Origin of the sequence: Salinibacterium sp. TMP30, from assembly GCF_038397785.1 — a bacterium.
In the GTDB taxonomy this organism is placed as follows: Bacteria; Actinomycetota; Actinomycetes; order Actinomycetales; family Microbacteriaceae; genus Rhodoglobus.
Window position 1 is genome coordinate 2,634,834 of the sequence record NZ_CP151642.1, and the last position, 26,002, is coordinate 2,660,835.

The window sequence follows — 26,002 nt, forward strand, 5'->3', positions numbered from 1 at the left end:
ATTGGGCGGCCGTGCGGCTAACTCCGCACGGACCGCAGAGTCACTAGCGTGATGGTGATCGCTACGGCCATGAGGCCGACCGCAACCCACGATGTTGCAACAACTCCCGAGTCGAAGGCGTGACGGGCGGAGTCCAACAGTTGCTCCCCGAGACCATCGGGCAGAGTGGAGGCCACCTCGACGGCACCGCCGAGGGTCTCGCGCGCTGCCATCGCATCCGCGGCGGGGAGTCCGTTCGGGATCACTATCGACGAGCGGTAGGCGGCGGTGAGGATGCTGCCGAGCACGGCCGTTCCGAGCACCGCACCCAGTTCGTAGGCGGTCTCGGAGACACCGGATGCCGCCCCGGCCTTATCAGCAGGGACGCTGGAGATGATGAGATCGTTGGAGAGCGTTTCTGCCGAACCAATCCCGGCACCAAGAATGCAGAACGCCACGATGAGGCTCAGCACTGTCGCGTCGCCCCCGATCACTGCGATTGACGTGTAGGCGAGTAGCGACAGCAATAACCCGCCGGCCATCAGAAACCCTGGTCGAACGAACCGCACGAGTGGCACAACGCCGAGTCCCGCAAGGATGATGACAATAATGCCGGGGGTGAGCGCGAGAGCCGCATCAAACGGGCTGAGTCCCACCACAAGCTGCAGATGCTGAGTGAGGAAGAACAGAAGTCCGAGGAGCGAAAAGACACTGACGAGGTTCACAAGCACCGCACCGCTGAAGGAGGGCACCCGGAACAGGTTCATGTCGAGCATTGGGTTGCTCTGCGCAAGAAGCCGACGCACGAAAAACACGGCGGAAAGCACCGCGATGACTAGTAGCACGACAGGCAGCACACCAATACCCTCCGTTGCGATGACCTTAATGGCGTAGACGGCCGGTCCGAGCGTGAGGATCGAGAGTGCAATGCTGCCGAGGTCGAACGGACCGGGCGCCGGGTCTTTCGATTCTTGGATCAACAGTGGCGCGAAGATCAGCAGCGGCAACAGGAACGGCACGGCGACGAGGAATACCGATCCCCACCAGAAATGTTCGAGTAGGACTCCCCCGACGAGCGGTCCGATAGCGGAACCGGCCGAAAATCCGGCTGCCCAAATAGCGATCGCGAGTCGTCTCTGCCGACGATCGACGAAGAGCGAGCGCAAGAGCGACAGGGTCGACGGCATCAGCATGGCACCGAAGACTCCGAGGAACACCCGAGCGACGATGAGCGAGATCGCATCGGGGGCGAAGGCCGCGAGCACGGAGACAATTCCGAAACCCGTGGCACCGATCAGCAGCATGCGACGACGCCCAAATCGATCGCCGAGATTGCCCATCCCCACGAGCAAGGCGGCGAGCACCAGTGGGTACACGTCGACGATCCAGAGCTGCGCGACCGCACTCGGCCGCAGGTCTCTGGCAATACTCGGCAGGGCGAAACTCAACACTGTGTTGTCGATCGAGACAAGGAGTGTCGGCAGCATCAACACGACAAGAGCAAACCACTGCTTGGTCGTCGCCAAGACGCGGGGCTGCTCAATCGCACTCACTTCATTACGATACAGTCCTGACGCTGTCACCCTTGCGGTTTCCGTGGCAGCTCCCAGTAGAGTGAGGGTCACCTAAGTAACTTCGCTAGGAGACCTCAGTGACTGTAATTCCTTTCTCACAGGCCCTTCGTGAGCGCACCTGGTCAAGCCACGGTGATAGCGAAGGCGCCGACTTCATGAAAGATCTCATGACGGGCAAGGGTAGCCGCGAAGACTACATCGCCCTCGTCGCCCAGCACTACTTCATCTACGAAGCCATCGAGGCCGCAGCCGACCACTTTGCGAATGATCCCGTTGCCGCACCATTCATCACCTCGCAACTCACCCGCCTGCCCGCCATCGAAGCTGACCTAGAATTTCTCATCGGCCCCGACTGGCGTAACCACATCGCGCCCCTCCCCACGGCGGCCGCCTACGCCGCACGCGTGGGCGAGATCGCTGCCCAAAACTGGGCTGGCGGATTCATAGCCCACCACTACACCCGCTACCTCGGTGATCTTTCAGGTGGGCAAGTCATCCGCACCCTCATGCAGCGCCAGTTCGGTTTTGACACCAACGGTGTCGGCTTCTACCTCTTCGACCAGATCGCGAAGCCCAAAGAGTTCAAGACCACCTACCGTGAACAGCTCGATGCCGTTGAGTGGGATGACGCCGAACGCAACCGCGTCATCGACGAAGTGTTGACGGCCTACAAATTCAACACCGATCTGTTTGTCGACCTTTCCCGCGCGAAAGCGGCTGCCTAGCCCGCGTCAACCTGAGCACGCAAGGTATCGAGCGTTTCCAGAATTTCTACCGATACAGCGAGTGGATGCTCAGGCGCTTCCGTTCGGCCATCGGCAACGTGTTGCGCGATCGCGGTGGTTTGAAAGGCGAGCCCCTCGCGACCACGGAGTCCGGTTTCATCCGTGAACTCGGTGCGTTCCTCACCACGAACAAAGGCAAAACCATCGGGCGCATAAAACGGAGAACGCACCTCGACGCGAGCGCGCGTGCCGCTGATGCGGGCCTCTGTGGGAGTGTCGGCAAGCATCGTCGTGTGCAACACAGCCTGGGCACCGGTGGGGTGGTCGAGAATCATCGCCACCTGGCCATCAACACCACTGTCGAGCATCCGCCCCTTCGCAAACAACGAACTGGGCGCACCGAGTGCGAAACGGGAGAACCACACCGGGTAGATGCCAATATCGCGCAGTGACCCCCCACCCATTGCCGGATCAAACACTGGCTGATCACGGAGGTCGCCAAAGTCTGCTCCGAAATCTGCGGTCACCACAGCCACGTCGCCCAGCTCCCCCTCAGCCAGAAGGCGCGCCATCACGATCGTCTGTGGCAGGAACCTGGTCCACATCGCCTCCATCGCAAACACCCCAGCAGCGCGAGCGGAGTCAACGATCACACGCGCATCAGCGGCATCGACACCGAGAGGTTTTTCGATCAGCACATGCTTGCCCGCGGCGATCGCCAGTAACGCTAGCGGGCGGTGAAAGACGTTTGGGGCGGCAACATAAACGATGTCGACCTCGGGATCTGCCACGAGCTGCTCATAGCTTCCGTAGCTACGCTCGATTCCATTCTTCTGCGCAAACTCTGCGGCCCGCGCGGCAGAACGAGATGCCACCGCCACAACCCGCTGATCGGTGTTCGCGTGCATCGTTGCAACCCAGTCAGCGGCGATCCCGCCAGGAGCGAGCACACCCCAGCGAAGGGTCGCACCGCCACGTAGCGGCACAGCAGTCGGTTCCGGCAGAATCACGACAGTTCCTTTCCCAGATAGACCGAGTCAGTGCCACGGGCAACCTCCACGAATCCGAGGTGACGGTAGAACGCGATCGCGTTGTGGTTGTCTTCACCAACATCCAAGTGGATGCTGTGCACACCGCGCGCGCGAAGCGCGTCAAAAAGTGTCTCGAGCATCGTTCGCCCGAATCCTGTGCCTTGCACTCGCGGCAGCAAGTCGATGTGGAGGTGCGCCGGGTAGCGCTCGGCTACCGCATCGGGCGAGTGCACGGGTGAATGGAGGTGGCTGATCAGCTCATCGTCGAGTGTTGCGCCGCCGGTGAGGGGGTACTGTTCGCGCAGCGAAGGCCACCAGTCGCGCTCTTGCCACGCCTCAAATCTGCGGGTGTCGGCAGCGCCGAGCACGTAGCCGGCAACTCCATGGTTGTCTGCGATCACGAACGCGAAGTCAGGTTGCCCCACCAGATACGGGCCAACATAGACGTGACCCAGAAGGTCGGGGTTCTCGTAGAGAACGCTCCCATCGGCGCCCGCATCCGCTGTCTGAAGACAGACGCGGTAGGCACCGGGGAGGTCCTGCAAGCCCGCCGGGCGGATATAGCTCATTGTTTCACCATATATCTCGCGTCAAGTGGTCTATTAATATGATCACGCTACGATATCGAAGTGGTCTAAGATGACTGGCAACCAGAGTTTCCTCTTCGCTGTGGGTCCCGACATCTAGGCATTGTGCCGGGTATACCTGTGAGCGAGCAGTGCCACTACTGGTCTAACAGGATCTTTACCGCACGCCCACAAATGGGCTCTAATGTGAAGGTGACAGTCGTCGTCGAGTCAACCAGACACACACTGAGAGCGCGCCTACGAGAGCTGGTCGCGTCAACAGAGGTGGGCAAGAGCCTGCCAAGCGAGCGTGACCTGAGTGCGCAGTGGGGTGTCGCCCGAATGACAATCCGTCGGGCCGTTGACGCACTCGTCGCCGAAGGGCTTGTCGAGCGCCGCCACGGCTCGGGCACCTATGTGACTCCACAGCCCTTTGTGCGCCTGCTCGGGCTCACCTCCTTCTCTCAAGACATGCGCGACCGTGGCCTCGAACCCAGCGCCCGACTGCTCGCCTACCGTGTCGCTGCTGCAGACACCACAATCGCCGCGCAGCTACAGATCGCCCCCGGCGATCCCGTCGTTAGCTTTACTCGGCTGCGATTGGGCGGCGGTGAAGCAATGGCTGTCGAAACGGTATGGATTCCTCAAGCACTTGTCCCCGGAATTAAGGGTGGCGATCTCGGGGGTTCGCTTTATGAACTTCTCGGAACCCGCTACCGCATCGTGCCCGGCGCAGCCAACGTCTCCATCGAACCAGTACTGCCCGATCAGCGTGTGCGAGAACTGCTGACGATTCCCGAAGATCAAGCCTGCCTTCGCATCCGCATGGTCGACTCCGACTCGCGCGGCAACATCATCATGATTGCCAACTGCTTCTACCGCGGCGACAAATACCAGCTCACCGCCCAAGTCTCTGGTGCGGCGTTCAATCCCGAACAAGCAAGGAACCGCTGATGTCTACCGTTCTTGGTATTGATGGTGGCCAATCAGGCATCCGACTCAAAAGCTCTGCCCAAGCAGGAACGGTCGAGGTTGACGGCGTCAGCCGTCTGGAGGGTGACACCGTGCGCGCAGTGTTCAACGCCATCGCGAGCGCGTGGAAACACGGCCGATTCGAGCCCGTCGACCGAGTCGTCATGGGACTCACCACGTCACCAGCGGATGCCGCAGCGGCGTCACGCCTCGGCGCACTTGTCGGCGCGGAGACGGGCGCACGAGAAGTATGGATCGCCGATGACACCGTGACCTCGCACGCCGGGGCCCTCTCCGGCGAAGCGGGAGTCTCGCTGATCACCGGAACCGGCGTCGGCTGCTTGGCTCTCAAGAACGATGGCGAATCACGGGTCATCGATGGTCACGGCTATCTCCTCGGTGATGCCGGGGGTGGATTCTGGATCGGCAGCCGCGGAGTCTCCGCAGTTCTTAAGCAACTTGACGGCCGCGGCGAAACCACCATGCTCACCGAGCGCGCCGAAAACCAGTTCGCCGGCTTGAATAATCTCGCCGCACGTATTCACAGCGTGCGCCGCCCGGTGAACCGCATTTCGCAGTTTGCCCGCGACGTACTCACCGCAGCAGTCGAAGGCGATGCGATCGCAAACGAGATTGTCGACGGCGCGGCGCACGAACTATTCGAAACCGCGCGCGTCGGCCTCCACTGGGTTGGCGAGGATGCCCCCCTGGCGCTCGGGGGAAAACTCCTCGGCCCCAATACTGTTCTCTTCGCGCGTCTCGTCGAACTCCTCGCCGCCGATGGACTGTCATTCCGGCCCGCCGATGCCTCAGCCCTCGATGGAGCGCTCCTGCTGGGTGCTGGTGAGGCCGACAGCATCTATCGCAGCCTCATCCACGTCTGGAAAGAAGAGCCAACATCGTGACCGCGATCACCCCCACCAACCCAAATACCCGGGATGAGGCATCCCCTGCCGACCGGTACCTGACGCACGCGATCGAACTCATCGAACGGCTGCGTACCGCCGAAGCAGCAAACCTCATTGCGGCATCCCGGCTAATCGCAAACACGCTGATTGGTCACCACACCGTCCACGTGTTTGGCACCGGCCACTCACACATGCTCGCCGAGGAACTCTTCTACCGAGCCGGTGGACTTGTCAGCGTTCGGCCGCTGCTCTTTGAGGGCCTGATGCTGCACTCAAGTGCCCCCCTCAGCACCTCACTCGAACGACTTCCCGGCCTTGCCGAGGCCCTGCTCCTCGACCACCCGATTACGGCAGGCGATGTACTCATCGTCGCCTCAAACTCCGGAAGCAATGCGGTTACCTCCGAGCTCGTGCAGCGCGTTATGGCCGAGGGCATTCCCGTCATTGCCCTCACGAGTCTCAATCACGCAACCTCACCGGCCGCTCGACCGACAAACCTCCCTAGACTGCATGAATTAGCCACAGTCGTTATCGACAACGGCGGATGTGTTGGTGATGCGGCTGTAGACATCACCGGGATTGATACGCGCGTCTCTGCCACCTCGACCGTGGTCGGCGCTGCAATTCTCAATGCCGTGATGGCCGAAGCGATTCAGTTAGCCGTCAACGAAGGCGTTGTTCCCGATATTTACGAGAGCAGCAACACCAGCAGTGGCGACACAACGAACCACAAATTCACCAGCAAGGGGGCTTCGGTATGACAGCCACCTCCGAGCGCGGCGTTGTGCACACATCACCGTTTGCTGTCCGAGGGGTGATTGAAGGGTTCTACGGACCACCATGGAGTCACGCCCAGCGACTCAACCTCATTGACTTTCTCGCCACACGTGGAATGAACACCTTCGTCTACGCGCCCAAAGACGATCCTCTCGTGCGGCAGGAATGGCGTAGCACCTACGGCGGCACCGAGCTTGCCCGCCTGGCCGAACTGATCGCACGGTGTGCCGAGCACGACATGACCTTCATGTACTGCCTCTCCCCCGGGCTCACCATCAAGTACTCCAGCAGCGACGACCTCGAGAGGCTGCTCGCCAAATATGGTGCTGTGCGCGAACTAGGCGTCAGCAGTTTCGGGTTGCTTCTCGACGACATTCCGGCCCAATTGCAGCATCCGCAAGACAAGACGGCATTCACCGATCTGGTCGAGGCCCAGCAGTCGCTCATCGGCAGCGTGTTTTCGCACTTCTCCGCTGACCTTCACCTCACCGTGTGCCCCACGCAGTATTGCGGCTATGGCACTGAGGAGTACATCAGTCGGCTCGGCACCGGAATCGACCCCCGAATTGACCTGTTCTGGACGGGTCGTGCAATCTGCTCACCAACCCTCGATCTGACCGACGCGGCCGTTTTCGCCCGCTCGACGGGGCGCCCTGCGACCTACTGGGATAACTACCCTGTGAACGATGTGGCGATGGGCCACGAACTTCACATTGGGCCGTACCAAGGTCGTGATCCTCAGCTGTATCGCTTCTCCACCGGCATCATCGCCAACGGCATGGAACTCTTTGAGTCATCCAAAATCCCATTTGCTACCATCGCCGACTATCTGAGGGACCCCGAAGGTTACGACCCTGAGGCCAGTTGGAAACAAGCAATTCTGGATGTCGTTGGCCCCGACAACGCCGCAGATTTCGGTCTTTTTGCCGACACCGTTCGTTTCTCGTGCCTCTCGCCCGACGATGCCCCTGATCTCGCCCAGGCTCTCGAGCGCTTCACTTTTGAGTCGGAGTATGGCGATCGCGTCGCCGCCGCTTCCGAACTGCTGCAGCGCGCGGAGTCGATGGTGCAGGCTTCCGATCGTCTACTCGAGGGCCCCGTCAGTAATCCGGTACTTATTGCCGAGGTTCGCCCCTGGCTGGAGTCGTTTCGACTGGGCTCGCGCGCACTTGTTGAGGTTGCGAAGCTTGCCGCTGATAGCCGACTCGATTCGGCTGGCCCCACTGTTCTCCGCCCGTATCTTGATGGGCTGAGAAGCGCCCGTCGCCGCGTTTTCGGCGACTTGCTCGATATGACTTTGGCGGAACTAGTCTCCGCCGAGGGCTCACTACCCGCACCGCCCGCACCTGCATCATCTACAGCAAAGGAATGATCATGACCGATAAGCGAAAAACGACCACAGCTGCCGTTGCGGCGCTGAGTGCAACTGCCCTCATTCTCACCGGTTGCGCGGCGGGTGGCGGTGGTGGCTCAGATGACAATGTTCTGCGCATCGCTATGGGTTCCCCTGGCGAAGCTCAGATTCGGGTGTGGGACGACGTCGCCGCCCAGTTCGAGGCTGCCAACCCCGATGTGACGGTCGAAATGAACTATCAAGATGACGACCTCTACCAAACCATTGGCCTCCCGAACCTGCTCAATGGTCGCAACGCTCCTGACATCTACTTTGAATGGGCGGGTGCGCGCCTTGAGCAGCGTGCCGCCGATGGTTTTGCTGCCGACCTCACCGCGGCAGTGACGACGGGCCCGATCGCGGGTCTCTTCGACGAAAATGTGTTCACGTCGCTGACCGTTGATGGCGCAGTAGTTATGGTGCCTCACGCCTCTGACGTGGCAAACGTGCTCTGGTACAACGAAGACATCTTCGCGGATGCCGGACTCACCCCGCCGACGAACTGGGATGAACTGCTGGCCACTTGTGATGCGCTGAACGCGGAAGGTATCATCCCGATCGCCTCCGGCAATAAGGACCTGTGGGCTGCAGGCAACTGGCTTGCCCACATGACCTCACGTGTTGTTGGCGAAGAGGCATACAGTGCTGCGCTTTCTGGTGACTCAGACTTCAACACTCCAGAGTGGGTCGAAGCATTTGGCTATGTGAAGGACCTCGCAGACCACAAGTGCGTCAACGAGAGTGCGAATGCTGTTGACGACAACGAGGGTGCCCAGCTCTTCTTCCAGGGCAAGGCGGCAATGCACGCCATCGGGTCGTGGCTCGTGAGTTGGGCAATCGATGAAGCTCCCGACCTCAACTTCGACTACGTGAACCTGCCCAGCATGCCCGGTGCTGGCAACCAGGACAGTGTGATTGGTGTTGTTACCGGTTACGTCGTGAATGCGAAGAGCAGCAAGCAAGACCTGGCGGCAGAGTTCCTCGCCCTTCTCAATAGCGATGAGAACGTTCAGGCGTTCATCGGTGCCGAATTGACTCCGATGGCACTTTCGGCATCGTCTGGTGACGAGATTGACTCGCGCAGCGCGGGCCTGATCAACATGTTGGAGACCGCTCCCGCCATCGTTCTTCCGCCCGACACCGGCTACGACCTCGAGACCGCCAACGCACTGTATGCGGCTCTTGCTGAGGTGCTGGGTGGTCAAAGCACGCCCGAGGATGCCGTTGCCGGCATAGATCAGAAGCTCGGCTAACACCTCCCCCGCAAGTTAGCTAGTGTGCTGACCGCCCCCAACCCGAGGGCGGGCGGTCAGCATCCTTCTCGAGAGGCACCTAACCAATGAAGCCCAACCGCAGGGCCACCCCGTACCTGTTCTTGGTGCCGGCCATGGCAGTGTTTGGCTTCGCGGTGCTTTTTCCCGTGATCATGACGATCGCCTACAGCTTCACCGAGTGGAACGGTTACGGCGCGATGCAGTTTGTCGGCATCGACAACTACGTCAAGGCGGCGAACGACACGTTGTTCCGTGACTCGTTTGCCCACGTGCTCGTCTACATTGCGGCAACAATTTTTCTTGAGGTTGTTGTTGGACTGGTGTTGGCGGGTCTCGTCAGCGTGAAGCGCCGTGGCTCGCTGTGGTTCCGAGTGGCAATCTTCACTCCGGTCATGCTTCCGATGGTTGTTGTCGCGGTGCTGTGGTCTTTCGTCTACAACAATGACTTTGGGTTGCTCAATGCCGCCCTCCAGAACTTCGGACTCGACGATCTGCAGCGGGTGTGGCTTGGTGATCCTGCAACCGCACTCCTCGCGGTCAGTGTCGTTTCTGGTTGGGTCTATGCCGGTTTCTACATGACGATCTTCTACGCGGCCTTCAACCAGGTGCCGACGGAGGTCATTGAGGCCGCGCGCCTCGACGGTGCTGGCGAATGGCAACTGTTTCGCCGCATCAAGGTTCCGATGATTCGTAATGCCGTCACTGTCGCCTTACTTCTGTGCATCACGGGCGGCTTCCAAGGCTTCGACCTGTTCTATGTGATGACCAACGGCGGCCCTTATGGGGCAACCGAGATTCCCACGACTTATCTTGTCAAGTCAGTATTCACGTTCGGGAATGTTGGCTACGGCTCGGCAATGGCAGTCGTGCTTACGGGTGTTGTCGTGGTGTTGGGGCTGGTCTTCACGAGAGTCAATCGTGAGAGGCCAGAAAAGGTGAGCGCATGACCACCGACAGTCGATCGACGACATCCCGCGCATCCAGCTCTGCCTTGCGCTCATCTTCGGTGCAGCGTTCTGCCGTCGGCCGAATCCCCGATCTGCTGTTCACGCTCTCGCTAGTCGTGATCGCGGTTGTTTTCTTCTTCCCGATGCTCTGGATGGTGTTCTCCAGTTTCAAGTCGAATTCTGCAATCTTCGCCACCCCGTTTGCGCTCCCGACCGAGGTCGACTTCGGTCGTTGGGCTGAAGCGTGGGAGATCGGCCATATCGGGCAGTACGCGCTCAACAGCGCGATTGTGACGGGGGCATCTGTGTTCGGCATCCTGCTGTTTGGCGCTGCTGCTGCCTTTGCCTTTAGTCGCTACCGCTTCCGAGGTCGTAACCTGCTAATGGGGTTACTCGCACTCGGGCTACTCCTGCCGTTGCAGTCATACTTCATTGCGCAGTCCACAATGTTCACCCAACTGGCCATCACCGATACCCGCTGGGCCCTCATCATCCCGTACACCGCCATGGGGCTGCCCCTCGCGGTCTACCTGCTGAAGGTCTACTTGGATGCCGTACCTGATGAACTCTTTGAGGCCGCCCGCATCGATGGAGCTGGTGACCTTCGCGTGTTTGGGTCTATCGCGCTGCCGCTGTTGCGGCCTGGACTCGCCACGGTTGCGATCTTCTCTGCGCTGTCGAGCTGGAACGAGTTTCTGCTCGCGCTGCTCTACATTCAGGATGACGCGCTCAAAACCATTCCGACGGGCCTGCTCGCATTCTCCAGTCGGTATGTGACCGACTACGGCCTGCTGTTCTCCGCGCTGTCGATCGTGACGCTGCCCATGATCGTGATCTACATCGTGTTCAACAAGCAGATCGTCGAGGGCATCACGGCCGGCAGCGTGAAGTAGCGCGCGACTAAGCCTCAATTGCGGGAATGGGCTGAGTACGCGACATGAAACGAACAACGTTTTCGTCAACGATGATGTCGCTTGGCCGCAGGGGGCGGCTCAGGTAGAGGCCTTCGAGGCTGCTAATGCGGCTGAGCGCAACGTAGGTCTGGCCGGGTGCGAACGAGCGCGACCCGAGGTCAACAATTGCGCGGTCATAGGTTTTTCCCTGTGACTTGTGGATAGTGACGGCCCAAGCCAACCGCAGCGGAAACTGGGTGAACTCGGCAACGACATCTTTGCGAAGTGCCTTGGTGCGGGCCGAGTAGGAGTATTTGAACTTCTCCCACACGGCGGGTTTCACTTCGTAGTCGCGGCCATCGACCTCTACCCACACTGTGGAGGCTATCTTGGTGACCGTGCCGACGCTGCCGTTAACCCAGCGCTGGGTTCCGCCCTCGTTGGTGTCATTGCGCAGGAACATCACTTGCGCGCCAACTTTGAGATCGAGCGCATCATCCGCAGGGTACGAACGCCCACCAAATTCACCGGAGATTTCGGCCTTGGCCGTGAGCACTTTGCCGGGTAGTCGCGCCAATTCGGTGGCGTTGATTCGAGTGACCGCGCTGTTCGTCGTTGCGAGGGTGATTGTTCCGTCATTCGGGGCCGGTCGCGCCCCAACCTCGTTGAGCCGCGCCGCAATTTCTGCTGTCACCCCGTTGTGGCGAACGGCGTTGAGCATGAACTTAAATTCGCCTTCATGCTGGCGGTGGATGCTAGTGAGTTCATAAATCGTCAGATCAGTCTGTTCCCACACCAGAGCGTCAAAGAACCACATCGAGCGGTAGCGATCCTCAAAATACGCACGCTCATCGGGATCTCCGGGCACGGGGGCGAGTTGGTACGGATCCCCGAACAGCACCACCTGCACGCCACCGAAGGGTTCATTTTTGCGCTGACGAGCTTGGCGAAGGCTGCGGTCGATGGCATCAAGGAGATCTGCATTCACCATCGAGACCTCGTCGATCACGAGTGTTTCGATGGTGTTGAGCAATTTGCGCAGTTGGGGGTTCTGTTCAAGCTCGTGGTCGGCGATTACCCCGATCGGCAACCGGAACAGGGAGTGAATCGTTTGCCCGCCAACGTTGAGGGCAGCAACACCGGTGGGCGCGCAGATCACAATCTGCTTTGAGGTGTTGTGCGACAGGTGGTTGAGCAGCGTGGATTTTCCGGTGCCAGCGCGCCCGGTGACAAAGAGGTTATCGCTAGTCGTCTCGATCGCAGCGAAGACTGCTGCTTGTTCGGGAGACAGAGTGATTTTTGACACGCAATCACCCTAATGCTGCGGGTCACGGCTCTTGTTCTCCGTTACCTGTTTCGTGCCGTGGCATATCTCTCACCTCAGCGGTTTAGGATGTGTGAATGCGTCGCGAGCTTGTTACCTGGTCTCTTGTGCTCGGCCTGATTATTGCCGCCTTCGCGACGACCGTAATCGTGCTCAATTCGACGATCTATAGTTCCAGCGGATTCGTGCGCAGCTACCTCGGTGCTCTTGCTCGCCACGATATGTCTGCGGCGCTAGAGATTGCCGATATCTATCTGCCCGAAGAGCACGGCGCGGCATCCGACGATGGTTCTGGCGCAACGCCCATCGATACAACCGGTGCCGGAACCTTACTTTTGGCTGGATCCCACGAGCTGCTGCGCCCATCGGCGCTCAGTTCGCTTGACGACATCGCCGTTGTCGACAGCGTGACTAACGCTGACGGGACCGAGACTGTCACTTTCATGTTCGAGTTGGATGGACGCTCAGCACAATCGACCTTTACAGTCACTCGCGCCGGAGCCAATTTTGGTGTTTTCGCCGAGTGGGATTTCGTTACTCCGCCCCTCACGATCGTTCGTCTAACGGTTGCTAACGCTCAAGAATTTGATGCCAACGGCAGCGAGTTTGTTGCTCCCTCTCAAGATGTTCCTTCGCCCTATGTTGTTCTCACTCCCAGCAGTTTTGACATCACCCACAAGTCAACCTTCCTCAAGGCTGACCCCATTGTGGTTTCGGCGACCGAGCCCGGCGGAACTGTGCGGGCGCGTCTCGACGTGGTCGCCAATGAAGCGATGATCGCGCAGGTTCAGCGCGAAGTGAACGATTCTCTCGACGAGTGCGCTACCCAAGTGGTCTTGCTTCCCACCGGATGTCCGTTTGGCCAACCCATGGCTAACCGCATCGTTACTACTCCCGAGTGGAGCATCGCCGAGTATCCCCCAGTGTCACTCAGTCCGGGGTCTCAGCCAGCGAGCTGGGAGATGCCTGCCACGGATGGCGCAGCCCACTTGCGCGTCGATGTGCGCTCCATCTTTGATGGCTCAGTTTCGACGTTCGACCAGAATGTCGGCTTTAGCTCAAGCTACCTCGTGACATTCCTGGCCGACGATAAGTTACTGATCACCGCACAGTACCCGCGGTAGCCGCGCAACCCAGCGACCGAGCAACCCAGCAACCCAGCAACGGTGCCTTTCGGTACCCTCAGCGAAGCCCACTAGCGGCGCTGGGCCAGCATCTCGTTGTAGGCGTCAAGTTCCGCATCCCCGTCGCGCTGGGCCTTGCGGTCGTAGCGCACAGAGTCACGGCTGTCACTGCGCCTCCACATGATGGCAACGGCGATTGCCAGCGAAATCGTGGGGATCTCACCAACACTCCACGCGATTCCGCCACCGATGCGTTGGTCCTGAAGTGCGGTCACTCCGGTATCCCACCCCATAGCGCCATACCAGTCGGCCAGCAGAACGCCGGTGCCGGTCATGAGGCCCAGACCAAAGAAGGCATGGAATGCCATTGTGCCCAACAAGATCAGCAATCGAATGGGGTAGGCCGGGCGGTGCGGTGACGGGTCAATGCCAATGAGTGCTTGCACGAACAGGTAGCCAGAGCCTAGGAAGTGAATGATCATCCACTCATGGCCGACATGATCTGTTGTCGCCCAACGGAACAGCGGCGTGTAGTAAAAGATCCACAGCGAGAAGACGAAGATCCCGGCAGCAACCAGTGGATGCCCGATGATCGCCATGTAGCGGGAGTGCACGATGAGCAGAATCCATTCACGCGCGCCGCGGCTGCCATCGGTTCGCTTCGCGACGGCACGCATCGCCAGGGTGATGGGCGCGCCGGGGACGAGCAGCACAGGAATCATCATTCCGAGAGTCATATGCCCGAGCATGTGCATCGAGAACAGGTAGCCCTCATACACGTTCACGCCACCGTTAGTGATGTAGAACAGCAGCAGCATCCCGGCAATCCACAACACGGTGCGGTGAATTGGCCAGCTGTCCCCACGCTTGCGGAGGCGCCACACGCCGGCCAAGTAGAAGAAGATTGCAAAGGCGCAGATCAGCACCCAGATCAGGTCAAAGCTCCACAGGGTGAAGAGGTTGCTCACGGAGACCGGCGGAGGCAGCGGTGCCCCGGTGAGGTACGCGGCGGGCGAGGAATCTGGGATGTCGGCTGCCACGACCTCCGGAACAGGAGTGGGTGTTGCCGCGAGGGCGGCAGCCGCGCCAGACGCGAGCCCCATGAACGCGAGCTCAGCTGAGACAATCCACCAGAACCATCCGCGGTTCTTCGACTGGTTCGATTCGAGTCGGCCGATCGCGTAGCTGCGATAAATGGCACCGAACAGCCCCAACATGATCAGGGCGAAGACTTTGGCGAGCACGAGAAGTCCGTAGGGAGACAGCAGGTTTCCGAGGTTCTCGACCCGAATTTCTGCACTCACATACCCGGAAACTGCCACAACAATGAAACTGATAAGCGCCACCGTCGAGTAGCGGCGCAGCACCAGAGTCAACCGGCTCTTCGTAAGCTTCGGCTGCGCAATAGCAATGGCAAGCAAACCACCCAGCCAGAGGGCCGCAAAGAGCAAGTGCAGGAATATGGCGCTTGTGGCTGCATCGTGATCTGCAGTGCCACCGCTGTGGCCCTGCAGGGCCATGGGGACGAGCCCGGCAACAGCCAGCACCAGCACGAAGGCCAACCCCGAGGGATTACGCACCGCAAAGCACAAAACGGTCACCACGGCCGCTATGAGCACAGTGGCAAGCCACGCCTGCCCCAGTTCGGTAACGGTCAGAAAGCTCGCGAGAACGTCACCAAAGGCGTTTGTGAAGTCAATGGGCTGGTTGCGCACCGCAAGAAAAGTGAAAAACCCGGTGAAAGCGGATGCCACAGCCCAGAGTGCGGCACCGGCGGCAGCAAAATCGAGAGTGAGACTGAACTCATCACGCTTGGGTGCCATCGCAAAGATCGCGATAAGAAGCCCACCGATTGTGGCGGCAAGGCCCAAGTTCACAAAAAGCTTCGAGATCGGAAGACCCCAGCGAACAACAGCGCCAGGGTCGAGCAGGATGGGTGCTGCTGCCCCGCCGCCGAATTGAAGACCCACAACAACAGCCACGAATGCGACGACCAGCAGCAGGGCGGGTCCGGCTATCCGGCTGATACGAAGCACGTATCAAGAGTAGCCGTGACCACACGGGAGAACGCCCATAAACATCGGGGGTGGCTGACCGCCCGCGATACTGCCCACAAACAAAATAGGGCGACAACCCGAAGGATGTCGCCCTATTTATGAAGCCAAGTGAAGAGGCTGTAGTACTTAGCCCTTGGCTGCTGCCTTGAGCTTGCTGCCTGCACTGAGCTTTACGCCGTGGCTGGCCTTGATCTCGATTGCTTCACCCGTCTGTGGGTTACGGCCGGTACGAGCCTCGCGGAAGGTGCGCTCTGCAGCCATCCATCCTGGGATCGAAACCTTGGTTCCTTCGCCGACTGACTTAGACAGCACGGAGAAGAAAGCGTCGACGACGCCGGATACAGCGGCCTGGCTCTGGCCAGACTCTGCGGCAACCGCCGCTACGAATTCAGTACGGTTTAGCGACTTGTCAGCCATAGGTGGTCCTCCTCGGGACGTTGTGCAGTTAGTTGTTCCAAAACGTTAGAAAACGTCGGAACCGCTTGGAATCTACCAGCTTGACTTGGTAATTCCGGGCAACTCGCCCCGGTGAGCCATTTCACGGAAGCGAACACGGGATACACCGAACTGGTTCAGGTATCCACGGGGACGTCCATCAATGGCATCGCGACCGCGTACGCGGATCGGCGAAGCATCGCGGGGAAGCTTCTGAAGGCCGAGGCGTGCAGCCTCGCGCGACTCGTCAGTTCCGGCGGGGTCGACGAGAGCTTTCTTCAGCTCGAGACGACGCTCGGCGTAACGCGCAACGATGACCTTGCGCTGTTCGTTCTTTGCAATCTTGCTCTTTTTAGCCATGTTTAGCGCTCCTCGCGGAATTCAACGTGCTTGCGAACCACTGGGTCGTACTTCTTCAGTACGAGGCGGTCGGGGTTGTTGCGACGGTTCTTGCGCGTCACATAGGTGTAGCCCGTTCCCGCAGTCGAACGGAGCTTAATGATCGGACGTACGTCCTGTGCCTTAGCCATTAGATCTTCTCCCCACGTGCAAGGAGATCCTTGACAACGGATTCGATGCCACGAGCGTCAATAACCTTGATGCCCTTTGCGGACAACTGAAGGGTTACGTTGCGGCGAAGCGACGGAACGTAGTACGTCTTCTTCTGGATGTTCGGGTCGAAACGACGCTTGGTGCGACGGTGCGAGTGCGAAATGCTGTGTCCGAAGCCGGGAATGGCGCCGGTCACTTGGCAGGTTGCTGCCATGGTCATACTCCTATTCTAGTTACCGTAGGAACAAAGCCCTACCCAAGATCACTTGTCGGCACACGCAAGCCACTCAATACAGAAATGAATTCAACACACAGTTGAACTCAACACAGAGCGGATTGTGAGTGCGAGAGCGGAAGAAACCACTCGATCAACGGTATATGTTACGTGCTAGAGCACGCTGGGCACAAGCCGAAGACGTCAACGATGTGGTGCGGTTGGGTGAATCCATGCTCTGTGGCAACGTTTTTGGCCCACTGTTCCACGGCATCGGCCTTGATTTCAACGGTCGTGCCACACTCGCGGCAGATGAGGTGGTGGTGGTGCGAGTCGGGAGTGCACGCCCGAAACAGGCTCTCGCCATCTTGCTGCAGCGAGTCGGCGTCACCAGCTCCGGCAAGGTCGGCGAGCGCGCGATACACGGTCGCGAGCCCAATGGGGCTACCCGCTTCCCGCAGCGCACCGTGCAGTGATTGAGCGCTCACGAAACCCTCTGACTGGGTCAGAGCATCCCGCACCGCTTCGCGCTGCCACGTATTGCGCTTCATGGTTCCCATTCTAACTTTAAGCCAGGGTGCTGGCGGTCGCGACTGTGGCTCCGGATGCTCGGCTCACGGTGCGGCTGCGACCCCGTCGCGCCCCGATCACCCGGCACACCAAGTAGATCGCAAATGAGATTGTCGTGATGTACGGACTGATCGGCAGCGACCCGCCAATTGCGAGCAAAACGCCACCCGTTGCGGAAACGAATCCGAAGATCATGCTGAGCACCGGAACGAGTCTCGGCGAGGATGACACACGCATTGCTGCGGCAGCCGGCGTCACGAGGAGAGCCATCACGAGTAGGGCCCCGATGATTTGCACCGCAACGGCAACCATGAGGCCAAGGAGCACCATGAACCCGAGTGAGAGCATCCGCGACGGCACACCACGAGCGGCCGCAACCTCAGGGTCAAGGCTGTCGAACGTCAGCGGGCGCCACACCACGAACAACGCCGCCAAAACAACAATGCTGATCCCAATTAGCAGTCCAAGTTGGGGTCCATCAACCGAAATGATTTGGCCGGTGAGCAGCCCAAACTTGTTTCCACTGCGTCCGGGATAGAGCGCCAAAAACAGGATGCCCAGGCCCATACCAAACGGCATGAGCACGCCAATAATCGAGTTTCGATCGCGAGCCTTAGCCCCGAGCATCCCGATCAGAATTGCGGCAATCAGCGAACCAGTGATCGAACCAGCGACAACGTTCACGCCGAAGAGCAGGGCGGCAGCGGCTCCGGCAAAGGACAGCTCGCTGATGCCGTGCACAGCAAAGGCCATATCGCGCTGCATCACGAAAACGCCGATTAGCCCGCCGGCAATGCCGAGCACCGCCGCAGCGATCAGGGAGAAGCGCACCAGGTTAAGCAGTTCTGCATAGTCACTGAACCCCACGATTTGGCCCCAGAAATCGTCGAAGATCATACAACCTCCTCATCGTGGTGATGATCACCCTGCGGAATACCCGCAACGATTACTCGACCGCCGATCCGCACAACCTCAACCGGGGTGCCGTATAACTCGGTGAGAACTTCACTGCGTAAAACCTCTTCGGGTGCGCCGACCATGAACTTGCCGCCAGCCAGATACAGGATGCGGTCAACCATTCCGAGAATCGGATTCACATCGTGCGTCACAAACACCACGGCGGTGTTGTGCTCACGACGACGCGCATCGATTAGTTCCGACACACCACGCTGATGCTGCAGGTCAAGACTCAGGAGGGGTTCGTCACAGAGCAACAGCACCGGGTCATCCGCCAACGACTGCGCAACGCGCAAACGTTGCTGCTCGCCGCCAGAGAGCGAACCGATGGGTTGGTTCGCATACTCGGTCGCCCCGACCGAGGCGATCAGTTCATCAACCCGAGCCTTGACGCTGCGGGGGAGCGTTGGCACACCAAAGCGATGCCCGTTCACTCCGAGCGTCACAAGGTCGCGACCGCGCAGGGGAGTACCCGGCGCGGCAATCTTCTGCTGCGGAATATACCCAATGCACCGATCCCCTCGGCGAACCGGATGCCCCGCCACCGTGACCGTACCCGCATCAAGCTTCTGCTGCCCCAAAATCGCCTTCAGCAGGCTCGACTTGCCCGAGCCATTCGACCCGAGCACCGCCAAAAACTCACCTGGAGCAATGTCAAGGTTCAGCCCAGACCACAGCGTGCGCCCCCCAAATCCGAGCGCACCATCGTGGATGCTCAGCACCGGAGCAACGGTCGACCCGGAGGTGGCGCCAGCGGGGACACCTCCGGCCGAAATTGTTGTCATGCGATCACCGCTGTCATTCGGCAAGTGCTGCCGCGAGTGCATCGAGGTTTGACGACATCCATTCGACGTAGCTTGATCCCTCGGGCAGTGTCTCTGTGAAGGACACCACGGGAACCCCTTCCTCAGTGGCGGTCAATTGCACACGTTCAGTCTCGGGGCTTGCCGTCTGTTCGTTGTACGCCAGGAGTGCAGCGCGACCCGATTCGATGAGATCGAGCACATCTTTCAGCGCGGTCGGGGGTACATCAGCACCCTCCTCAATGGCCTGGCTGAAATCGGGTGGAGTGATGTCGCGAAGCCCGACAGCCTCGAGCAGGTACACGGCGACAGGCTCGGTGACGGCAGCACCGCGGTCGGCTGCGAGTTCGGAAATCTGATCCGCTTGGGATTCAAGATCGCCGAGCTCGATGAGGAAGGCGGCAAGGTTCGTGTCGAACTCCTCGCTTGATGCGGGGTCGAGCGCCGTTAGTTCGTCGGAGATGTGCTCGGCGATGTGCTCCATCGCGGAGAAGCTGTACCAGACGTGCTCGTTGAAGCCCTCGATGTGATCATGGCCATCGTCTGTGGTGTGTTCGTCGGCGTCATTGTGTTGCGGATCGTCCTCGAGGAGCCCCGAAGCGTCAACAGCGGTGATCAGAATCGCGGATGCTCCGGAGGATTCGTAGAGCGCTTCGGCGAAGGGGTCGTAGCCGCCGCCATTGACCACGACCAGGTCTGCTCGAGAAACCGCCAGCTGATCGCGTGCGGACCCTTCATAGCTGTGGGGGTCTTGAGCAGCATTGTCGATGAGGCTCGTGACCGATACGGCGTCTCCGCCAAGAGTCGAAACGAGACTGCCATAGACGCTCGTTGAGGCGACGACGTCAATCTTTCCATCATCCTCGGGCGGCGTGGTTGCTGAGCAACCGGCGAGGGTGAGCGCGGAGACCGCGAGCACGGCACCGGTCGTGAGAGTGAGCGAACGGGAGGAGGTAAAGTGAGACATCTGGGTGTCCTTCTAAGGTCGAAGCCAGTAGCGGTAATGAGATTCGTTATCAATAGAGTACATGGCGGTGTCAGCGGTCGCTAATCGAGCTTCCGCTAGACGCTAGACGTTCAGCCGGTTAATCGCTCAGGCTCCACAGGCTCGTTAGCTCGACTGCTCGGCGGGTTCCACCGATTCGCCGTCCGCGGGCTCACCGTCCTCCGCAGGCTCGCCGGGCTCAATGCCCGTTCCGTTCCACGTTTTGATGATCGCCCAGCCAACCGCCGCAATGGGCACCGAGAGAACCGCACCCACGATTCCGCCGAGCACGGTTCCGGTGGTCAACGCCACCAAAATTACCAACGGGTGGATGCTCAATGATTGCGCCATCACAATGGGCTGCAGCAGGTTTCCCTCCAGCTGGTTGACGAGCACAACAATGCCCAGAACGATCAGCGCAACGACCCAGCCATTCGTCACCAGGGCGACGAGAGCGGCCAAAATGCCGGCAACAGTGGCACCGACAAGCGGGATAAAAGCGCCAAGGAAGACGATTACTGCCAGCGGGAGGGCGAGGGGCACCTGCAGAACCAACAGCCCAGCACCGATTCCGATCGCGTCAACTGCGGCAATGATTGCTGTGCCGCGCACGTACCCACCAAGGGTCTGCACGGCGGTGTTGCCGATGCGGTGACCGCGCTCGCGACGCACGCCGTTCATGGGGCGCAGAAAGAACTCCCAAATAGTGTCGCCGTCTTTGAGGAAAAAGAACAGAATCACCACACCGAGAAGCAGTCCGGTGACGACCTGGGCTGCCGCAGAAACACCTTGAATCGCACCGAGACCGAAGGAGGCGCTCGTGAAGAAATCGAGCGTCGCGTTCCAGGCCTCATCGAGTGCATTTTGATCAATCGGGAATGGCCCATTTAGGGCAAACGCTTTGAGCTGCTCAAAGCCATCGGCCGCCGACGTCGCCAGTTCCGACCACTGGTCTCTCACAGCAAACACAATTGCCGTGATCAAGCCACCGAGCACAAGGATGCCGCCGAGCAGGGTGATCCAGGTTGACAGGATCCGGCCGACACCGTTTCGTCGCATCCACACCACAAGTGGGCTTGCGGCTGCCGCGAGGATCAATGCGATCAACACGGGAATTACGACGAGTTTGAGCTGAGTCAACCCGAAGACGGTTACCGAGACAAGAGTGAGCAGAAGCAAAATCTGCAGAGCACGAGTTGACCACGCGCCCAGCCGGTCCGTCCACATCGCGCGGAGACCGCTGCGTGGGGAATCAGAAAAGGAACCGGAAGCTGGCGAATCGTTCGACGTACTCATCTGGCCACACTAACGGGAGAAACCTCTCCAGCGCAGGAGAAACACGACCCGCGCCGGGCTGCTAGTCGAGCAGCAGTGCAGGCTCCTCAAGCACACTCGCAAGATCCGCCACAAAACGGCTCGCGACATCCCCATCAACAATGCGGTGATCAAAACTCGCGCTCACCGTGGTTACAAAGCGCGCTCGCACTTCGCCATCGACGACCCAGGGCTTCTGCTTGATCGAACCCAGAGCCACAATCGCGGCCTCACCGGGGTTGATGATGGGTGTTCCCGTGTCCATGCCGTACGAACCGATGTTGGTAATCGTGATCGTGCCGTTCGACATTTCGGCGGGCTGCGTCTTGCCATCACGCGCGGTGAGCGTCAGGTTTTCGAGCGCCTTTGCGAGCTCGAGAAGGCTCAAATCCTGAACGTCCTTGACGTTCGGCACGATGAGTCCGCGAGGCGTTGCTGCAGCAATACCCAAGTTGACATAGTGGTGAACGATAATCTCTTTATCGGTCCAGCTTGAGTTCACCGTCGGGTTGCGGCGCACAGCCCAGCTCACGGCCTTCGCCATGATCAGCAGCGGACTCACGCGCACTCCGGCAAAGTCGGTGGAGTTCTTCAGACGCTTCACGAACTCCATGGTTCGCGTGGCATCCACATCAGTGAAAACGCTCACGTGCGGTGCGGTGAAAGCACTGTGAACCATTGCCTTTGCGATTGCCTTGCGCACGCCCTTGACAGGAAGACGCTCTTCCCGTTCGTCGCCCCACTCGGGTGTCTCGATATTGCGGAATACGCTCGCCTGTGACGCCTGACGAATCACGTCTTCGCGCGTCATCTCGCCCGCTAAGCCGGTCGCCACCACCTCAGCAAGCTCAACGCCCAAGTCTTTGGCAAGTTTGCGAATCGGCGGCTTCGCGATTATCGGGCTGGCGAAAGAAGCGGGCACGGATGCCGGACGCGGCTTCGATGGAGCAGTGGCGGCAGCGTCATCCTTCGCCGGCTGCGCACCCTTGCGACGGCGCGACGAGACGTGCCCAGCGGAGCCATAACCCACCAGCACCGCGCCAGGCTTGTCCTCTTCGCTGGCGATGGTCGATGCCGTGTCGGCGATCGCCGATGCTGCATCAGACGAGGCGATGTCAGAGATCGTGCCATGCGCTTCGTCTTCGCCTGAACCGGGGGCTGTCAGCTCAACAGCGCCGCCCTGCGACTGCACGGCGATAATTGGGGTTCCGACCTCAACGGTCATCCCCTCTTCGACCAAAAGCTGGGTGACGGTTCCGGCAAACGGCGACGGCAATTCGACGAGCGACTTTGCGGTCTCGATCTCAACAAGCACCTGATTGACGATGATTTCGTCGCCGGGCGCGACCTTCCAGGAGACGATCTCAGCTTCAGTCAGCCCCTCGCCCACATCGGGGAGAGGAAATTCAGATACAGCCACAAGGGCCTCCTTCGTCAGTAGGCCAACGCCCGGTCAACAGCATCCAAGATGCGGTCAACACTAGGCAAGTACACGGATTCCAGCTTGGCGGGAGGGAACGGCGTGTCATAGCCGCTCACTCGCAGCACGGGGGCTTCGAGTGAATAGAACGCACGCTCTGTCACCGTAGCGGCAACCTCGGAGCCAACGCTCACATTCCCAGGCGCCTCTTGAACGACAACGACACGGCCCGTTTTTTGGGCGGATGCCACGAGCGGCTCGTAATCGATGGGGGAGAGCGATCGAAGGTCAACAACTTCAATGCTCGTGCCTTCTTCTTCAGCGAGCTCTGCTGCTTGAAGCAGCATCGAGACAATCGCGCCGTGCCCAATGAGGGTAACTTCGGTGCCTTCGCGCACTACGCGGCTGGAGTGGGTAGCAATTCCGCTCGATTCACGGTCGACCTCACCCTTCTGCCAGTAGCGGCTCTTGGGTTCGAAAAACATCACTGGGTCGTTGCTGGTGATCGCTTCTTGAATCATCCAGTACGCGTCGTGCGGCGTTGCTGGGCTCAGCACCCGCAAGCCAGGGGTGTGAGCGAAGTACGCCTCGGGGCTCTCTTGGTGATGCTCTACAGCGCCGATGTGTCCGCCATAGGGAACGCGAATCACAACGGGCATCGAGAGCGAACCCTCGTGGCGGGCCGTAATCTTGGCGAGCTGAGAGGTGATCTGGTCAAAGCCAGGAAAAATGAATCCATCGAACTGGATTTCACACACGGGACGGTAACCGCGCATCGCGAGACCGATTGCGGTGCCCACGATGCCCGACTCCGCTAGCGGAGTGTCGAGTACACGCGTGTCGCCAAACTCAGCCTGTAGCCCTTCGGTGACCCGAAAAACGCCACCGAGCGGCCCAATGTCTTCACCCATGAGGAGCACTTTGTCGTCTGCTGCGAGTGCGGCGCGGAGCCCCTCGGTGAGGGCTTTGGCCATTGTTAGTGTTTCAGCCACGTTATTGACCCTCCTCAAACGATGTTTCGAAGTCGGCAAGCGCCTGACGTTGGGCATCCATTAGTGGGTGCGGATCCGAATAAACATGGTCGAACATTGTTGATTTCTCAGGGACCTCAAGCTCAGTGATGCGCTTGCGGATGTCGGCAGCTAAATCGTCACCCTCGGCAGCAATGTCGGCGAAAACGGTATCGCTCGCACCACGGCTGCGCAGGAAAGTTTCGAAGCGAGTGATCGGGTCACGTTGGGCCCAGAACTCAAGCTCGCTGTCGTGACGGTACTTCGAGGGGTCATCGCTCGTGGTGTGAGCACCCATGCGGTAGGTGAGCGCCTCAATGAATCTCGGTCCCTGACCTGAGCGGGCAGCATCCAAGTTCGCCGTGGTTACGGCAAAGCTTGCGAGAACATCGTTGCCATCGATCTGCACGCTTGGAATGCCGAAGCCTTCACCGCGCAAATAAAGCGGTGTGCGCGACTGACGTGAGACAGGCACAGAGATTGCCCAGTGGTTGTTTTGCAAGAAGAACACTTGAGGCGTCTGGTAGCTCGCAGCGAAAACCATCGCCTCGCTCACATCGCCCTGACTTGTGGAGCCATCGCCGAAGTAGACCATAACGGCGGTGTCTTTGTCTGGGTTGCCGGTGCCAACCATCCCATCGAGGGTGATTCCCATGGCGTAGCCGGTGGCGTGCAGCGTCTGCGAGCCAATGACGAGCGTGTAGAGGTGAAAGTTGTTGTGCTCCTTCGGATCCCAGCCGCCGTGGCTGATCCCCCGCAGCATGGCCAAGATTGTCACCGGGTCAACGCCGCGAATGCGAGCAATCACATGTTCGCGATAGGCGGGGAAGATGTGGTCCTGTGGTTTGGCCGCGAGCGCCGACCCCACCTGGGCCGCCTCTTGCCCGTTGCTGGGAATCCACAGCGCGAGTTGACCCTGACGCTGAAGGTTCGCCGCCTCAATATCAAAACGGCGCATCACCACCATGTGGCGGTGAAACTCATAAAGAGCGTCGTCACTGAGCTTTTCTACATACGGAATGTACTGTTCGCTGGCATCGCTGTGAACGAGCGTGCCCTCGGGAGACAGCAGCTGAACCGTCGCGGCGGTATAAGGCATTCGACTAATCTAACGTGGCTGGTGCGGCTTCGTTTTCGCGAGAAGTCACAACCTCTTGCGCCGCCCTTAGGAGTTTCTCCACAGATTCTTCCTCGCCGACGCTCACCCGAAGGCCCACACCAAGCGCACGAACGACGATTCCGTGGGTGCGAAAAACCTCTGCAGCCCAATTGGTTACTGCGCCGGTGGGCAACCAAACAAAGTTTCCGCTTGGCGCTGGCACGTCCCAGCCTTGGCCCTGCAAGCCAACCACGATGCGGTCACGCACAGCATTGATTCGGCGCACGCGCTCCAACAATTCATCTTCATGTTCGAGGGATGCGATGGCTGCGGTCTGTGCAAGTTCAGTAACCGACAGCGGGATTGCTACCGCTCGCGCCGCATCCATCACGTATTCGGGGCCCACTGCGTACCCGATTCGCAAACCAGCAAGCCCGTAGGCCTTAGAGAAGGTGCGCAGTAGCACGAGGTTGGGGTACTCACCGAGGAGTGTTTCCCCGCGCACAGCGTCGGGATCGGTCACGAATTCGCGGTACGCCTCGTCGAGAACGACGAGCACGTTCTCGGGAACTTCGGCCATGAACTCGCGGAACTCGGAGTCGGTGACCACGGTGCTGGTCGGGTTATTGGGGCTACACACGATGACGACCCGAGTGGATGCCGTGATTGCGGCGCCCATTGCTGCCAAGTTGTGCCGGTGGTCAACACCATTCGCGATCTGAACGCTTGTGGCCCCTGTGGCGGCTACCAGCAGCGGATACGCCTCGAAGCTGCGCCAGGCGTAAACGACTTCGTCGCCGGGTGCTGCGGCAGCGCTGATGAGTTGGGCGAGCACCGCGACGGAGCCGGCACCGACCTGCACGTTTTCAGCGGTCACCCCGAAGCGCGCGGCAATGTGGGTGCGAAGTTCGTAGGCCGAAGCATCCGGATAGCGGTTGATGCTGTGGGTAGAGAGTTTCTCTCTCACCGAGGGCAGTGGCTCGAACGGGTTCTCGTTTGACGACAGTTTGAACGCGTCAGCATCGGCGGGGGCGCCCTGACGGTAGGGCGCGAGGGCGGCAATCTCGGGTCGAAGCTGTACGCGGTTGGTGATCACTTG

27 protein-coding genes are annotated in these 26,002 nt (G+C 59.8%); 9 read left to right on the top strand and 18 right to left on the bottom strand.

Going from position 1 to position 26,002, the window contains the following annotated elements:
- Window positions 1-17 precede the first annotated feature (17 nt).
- Window positions 18-1,532: an MFS transporter gene (locus AADH44_RS12710; protein WP_341953234.1), complete on the bottom strand. Its 1,515-nt coding sequence runs from the start codon at window positions 1,530-1,532 to the stop codon at window positions 18-20.
- A 98-nt stretch (window positions 1,533-1,630) separates the two neighbouring features.
- Between AADH44_RS12710 and AADH44_RS12715 the strand changes: the two genes are divergently transcribed.
- On the top strand, window positions 1,631-2,278 hold the full coding sequence (locus AADH44_RS12715) for a biliverdin-producing heme oxygenase (RefSeq protein WP_341953235.1): 648 nt from the start codon (window positions 1,631-1,633) through the stop codon (window positions 2,276-2,278).
- Here AADH44_RS12715 and AADH44_RS12720 read toward each other — a convergent pair.
- Window positions 2,275-3,288 carry a Gfo/Idh/MocA family oxidoreductase gene (locus tag AADH44_RS12720; protein WP_341953236.1) on the bottom strand — a complete coding sequence of 338 codons (1,014 nt, stop codon included), beginning with the start codon at window positions 3,286-3,288 and terminating at the stop codon, window positions 2,275-2,277. The genes AADH44_RS12715 and AADH44_RS12720 overlap by 4 nt on opposite strands.
- Entirely contained in the window at window positions 3,285-3,878 is a 594-nt protein-coding gene (locus AADH44_RS12725; protein ID WP_341953237.1) for a GNAT family N-acetyltransferase, read from the bottom strand. Before AADH44_RS12725 ends, AADH44_RS12720 begins: the two co-directional genes overlap by 4 nt.
- A 204-nt stretch (window positions 3,879-4,082) precedes the next feature.
- On the opposite strand from AADH44_RS12725, the gene AADH44_RS12730 reads away from it, so the two are divergent.
- From AADH44_RS12730 to AADH44_RS12760, 7 genes are all read left to right on the top strand, one after another.
- A complete protein-coding gene (locus tag AADH44_RS12730; RefSeq protein WP_341953238.1) occupies window positions 4,083-4,829 on the top strand; it encodes a GntR family transcriptional regulator in 747 nt (248 codons plus the stop codon).
- A complete protein-coding gene (locus tag AADH44_RS12735) occupies window positions 4,829-5,752 on the top strand; it encodes a BadF/BadG/BcrA/BcrD ATPase family protein (protein WP_341953239.1) in 924 nt (307 codons plus the stop codon). Before AADH44_RS12730 ends, AADH44_RS12735 begins: the two co-directional genes overlap by 1 nt.
- Complete coding sequence (locus AADH44_RS12740; protein ID WP_341953240.1) at window positions 5,749-6,516, top strand: SIS domain-containing protein; 768 nt, start codon at window positions 5,749-5,751, stop codon at window positions 6,514-6,516. The genes AADH44_RS12735 and AADH44_RS12740 overlap by 4 nt, the downstream gene beginning before the upstream one ends.
- A complete protein-coding gene (locus AADH44_RS12745; RefSeq protein ID WP_341953241.1) occupies window positions 6,513-7,904 on the top strand; it encodes a protein O-GlcNAcase in 1,392 nt (463 codons plus the stop codon). Before AADH44_RS12740 ends, AADH44_RS12745 begins: the two co-directional genes overlap by 4 nt.
- Before the next feature lie 2 nt (window positions 7,905-7,906).
- Window positions 7,907-9,178 carry an extracellular solute-binding protein gene (locus tag AADH44_RS12750; RefSeq protein ID WP_341953242.1) on the top strand — a complete coding sequence of 424 codons (1,272 nt, stop codon included), beginning with the start codon at window positions 7,907-7,909 and terminating at the stop codon, window positions 9,176-9,178.
- Between the two features lie 86 nt (window positions 9,179-9,264).
- Entirely contained in the window at window positions 9,265-10,146 is an 882-nt protein-coding gene (locus tag AADH44_RS12755; protein ID WP_341953243.1) for a sugar ABC transporter permease, read from the top strand.
- Window positions 10,143-11,039 (top strand): carbohydrate ABC transporter permease, encoded by an 897-nt coding sequence (locus AADH44_RS12760; RefSeq protein WP_341953244.1) that lies wholly within the window; start codon window positions 10,143-10,145, stop codon window positions 11,037-11,039. The genes AADH44_RS12755 and AADH44_RS12760 overlap by 4 nt, the downstream gene beginning before the upstream one ends.
- Window positions 11,040-11,046: 7 nt before the next feature.
- On the opposite strand, the gene AADH44_RS12765 is transcribed toward AADH44_RS12760, so the two are convergent.
- Complete coding sequence (locus tag AADH44_RS12765) at window positions 11,047-12,345, bottom strand: AAA family ATPase (RefSeq protein WP_341953245.1); 1,299 nt, start codon at window positions 12,343-12,345, stop codon at window positions 11,047-11,049.
- A gap of 95 nt (window positions 12,346-12,440) precedes the next feature.
- On the opposite strand from AADH44_RS12765, the gene AADH44_RS12770 reads away from it, so the two are divergent.
- The gene (locus AADH44_RS12770; protein WP_341953246.1) at window positions 12,441-13,487 is read left to right on the top strand and encodes a hypothetical protein; all 1,047 of its coding nucleotides are present in this window, start codon (window positions 12,441-12,443) and stop codon (window positions 13,485-13,487) included.
- 71 nt (window positions 13,488-13,558) lie between these two features.
- Here the strand turns inward: AADH44_RS12770 and AADH44_RS12775 are convergent, their stop codons facing one another.
- The 14 genes from AADH44_RS12775 to AADH44_RS12840 all read right to left on the bottom strand — a co-directional run bounded on the left by AADH44_RS12775 (window position 13,559) and on the right by AADH44_RS12840 (window position 25,999).
- Window positions 13,559-15,523: a cytochrome c oxidase assembly protein gene (locus tag AADH44_RS12775; protein WP_341953247.1), complete on the bottom strand. Its 1,965-nt coding sequence runs from the start codon at window positions 15,521-15,523 to the stop codon at window positions 13,559-13,561.
- A gap of 147 nt (window positions 15,524-15,670) precedes the next feature.
- Complete coding sequence (locus AADH44_RS12780) at window positions 15,671-15,961, bottom strand: HU family DNA-binding protein (protein WP_100387826.1); 291 nt, start codon at window positions 15,959-15,961, stop codon at window positions 15,671-15,673.
- Window positions 15,962-16,033: 72 nt separating this feature from the next.
- Entirely contained in the window at window positions 16,034-16,339 is a 306-nt protein-coding gene (gene rpsN / locus AADH44_RS12785; RefSeq protein ID WP_341953249.1) for a 30S ribosomal protein S14, read from the bottom strand.
- A 2-nt stretch (window positions 16,340-16,341) separates the two neighbouring features.
- Window positions 16,342-16,509: a 50S ribosomal protein L33 gene (gene rpmG, locus AADH44_RS12790; RefSeq protein WP_009773536.1), complete on the bottom strand. Its 168-nt coding sequence runs from the start codon at window positions 16,507-16,509 to the stop codon at window positions 16,342-16,344.
- The gene (rpmB, locus tag AADH44_RS12795) at window positions 16,509-16,745 is read right to left on the bottom strand and encodes a 50S ribosomal protein L28 (RefSeq protein ID WP_341955014.1); all 237 of its coding nucleotides are present in this window, start codon (window positions 16,743-16,745) and stop codon (window positions 16,509-16,511) included. Before rpmB ends, rpmG begins: the two co-directional genes overlap by 1 nt.
- Window positions 16,746-16,912: 167 nt before the next feature.
- The gene (locus AADH44_RS12800) at window positions 16,913-17,296 is read right to left on the bottom strand and encodes a transcriptional repressor (RefSeq protein ID WP_341953250.1); all 384 of its coding nucleotides are present in this window, start codon (window positions 17,294-17,296) and stop codon (window positions 16,913-16,915) included.
- 16 nt (window positions 17,297-17,312) lie between these two features.
- Complete coding sequence (locus AADH44_RS12805) at window positions 17,313-18,212, bottom strand: metal ABC transporter permease (RefSeq protein ID WP_341953251.1); 900 nt, start codon at window positions 18,210-18,212, stop codon at window positions 17,313-17,315.
- Window positions 18,209-19,057, bottom strand: a complete 849-nt coding sequence (locus AADH44_RS12810; RefSeq protein ID WP_341953252.1) for an ATP-binding cassette domain-containing protein — start codon at window positions 19,055-19,057, stop codon at window positions 18,209-18,211. Before AADH44_RS12810 ends, AADH44_RS12805 begins: the two co-directional genes overlap by 4 nt.
- Window positions 19,058-19,070: 13 nt before the next feature.
- Window positions 19,071-20,042 (bottom strand): zinc ABC transporter substrate-binding protein, encoded by a 972-nt coding sequence (locus AADH44_RS12815; RefSeq protein WP_341953253.1) that lies wholly within the window; start codon window positions 20,040-20,042, stop codon window positions 19,071-19,073.
- 144 nt (window positions 20,043-20,186) lie between these two features.
- Entirely contained in the window at window positions 20,187-21,356 is a 1,170-nt protein-coding gene (locus AADH44_RS12820) for an AI-2E family transporter (protein WP_341953254.1), read from the bottom strand.
- A 61-nt stretch (window positions 21,357-21,417) separates the two neighbouring features.
- On the bottom strand, window positions 21,418-22,794 hold the full coding sequence (locus AADH44_RS12825; protein WP_341953255.1) for a dihydrolipoamide acetyltransferase family protein: 1,377 nt from the start codon (window positions 22,792-22,794) through the stop codon (window positions 21,418-21,420).
- A 14-nt stretch (window positions 22,795-22,808) separates the two neighbouring features.
- The gene (locus AADH44_RS12830; RefSeq protein ID WP_341953256.1) at window positions 22,809-23,786 is read right to left on the bottom strand and encodes an alpha-ketoacid dehydrogenase subunit beta; all 978 of its coding nucleotides are present in this window, start codon (window positions 23,784-23,786) and stop codon (window positions 22,809-22,811) included.
- 1 nt (window position 23,787) lies between these two features.
- On the bottom strand, window positions 23,788-24,903 hold the full coding sequence (locus tag AADH44_RS12835; RefSeq protein WP_341953257.1) for a thiamine pyrophosphate-dependent dehydrogenase E1 component subunit alpha: 1,116 nt from the start codon (window positions 24,901-24,903) through the stop codon (window positions 23,788-23,790).
- A gap of 4 nt (window positions 24,904-24,907) precedes the next feature.
- Complete coding sequence (locus AADH44_RS12840) at window positions 24,908-25,999, bottom strand: histidinol-phosphate transaminase (protein WP_341953258.1); 1,092 nt, start codon at window positions 25,997-25,999, stop codon at window positions 24,908-24,910.
- Window positions 26,000-26,002: the final 3 nt, after the last annotated feature.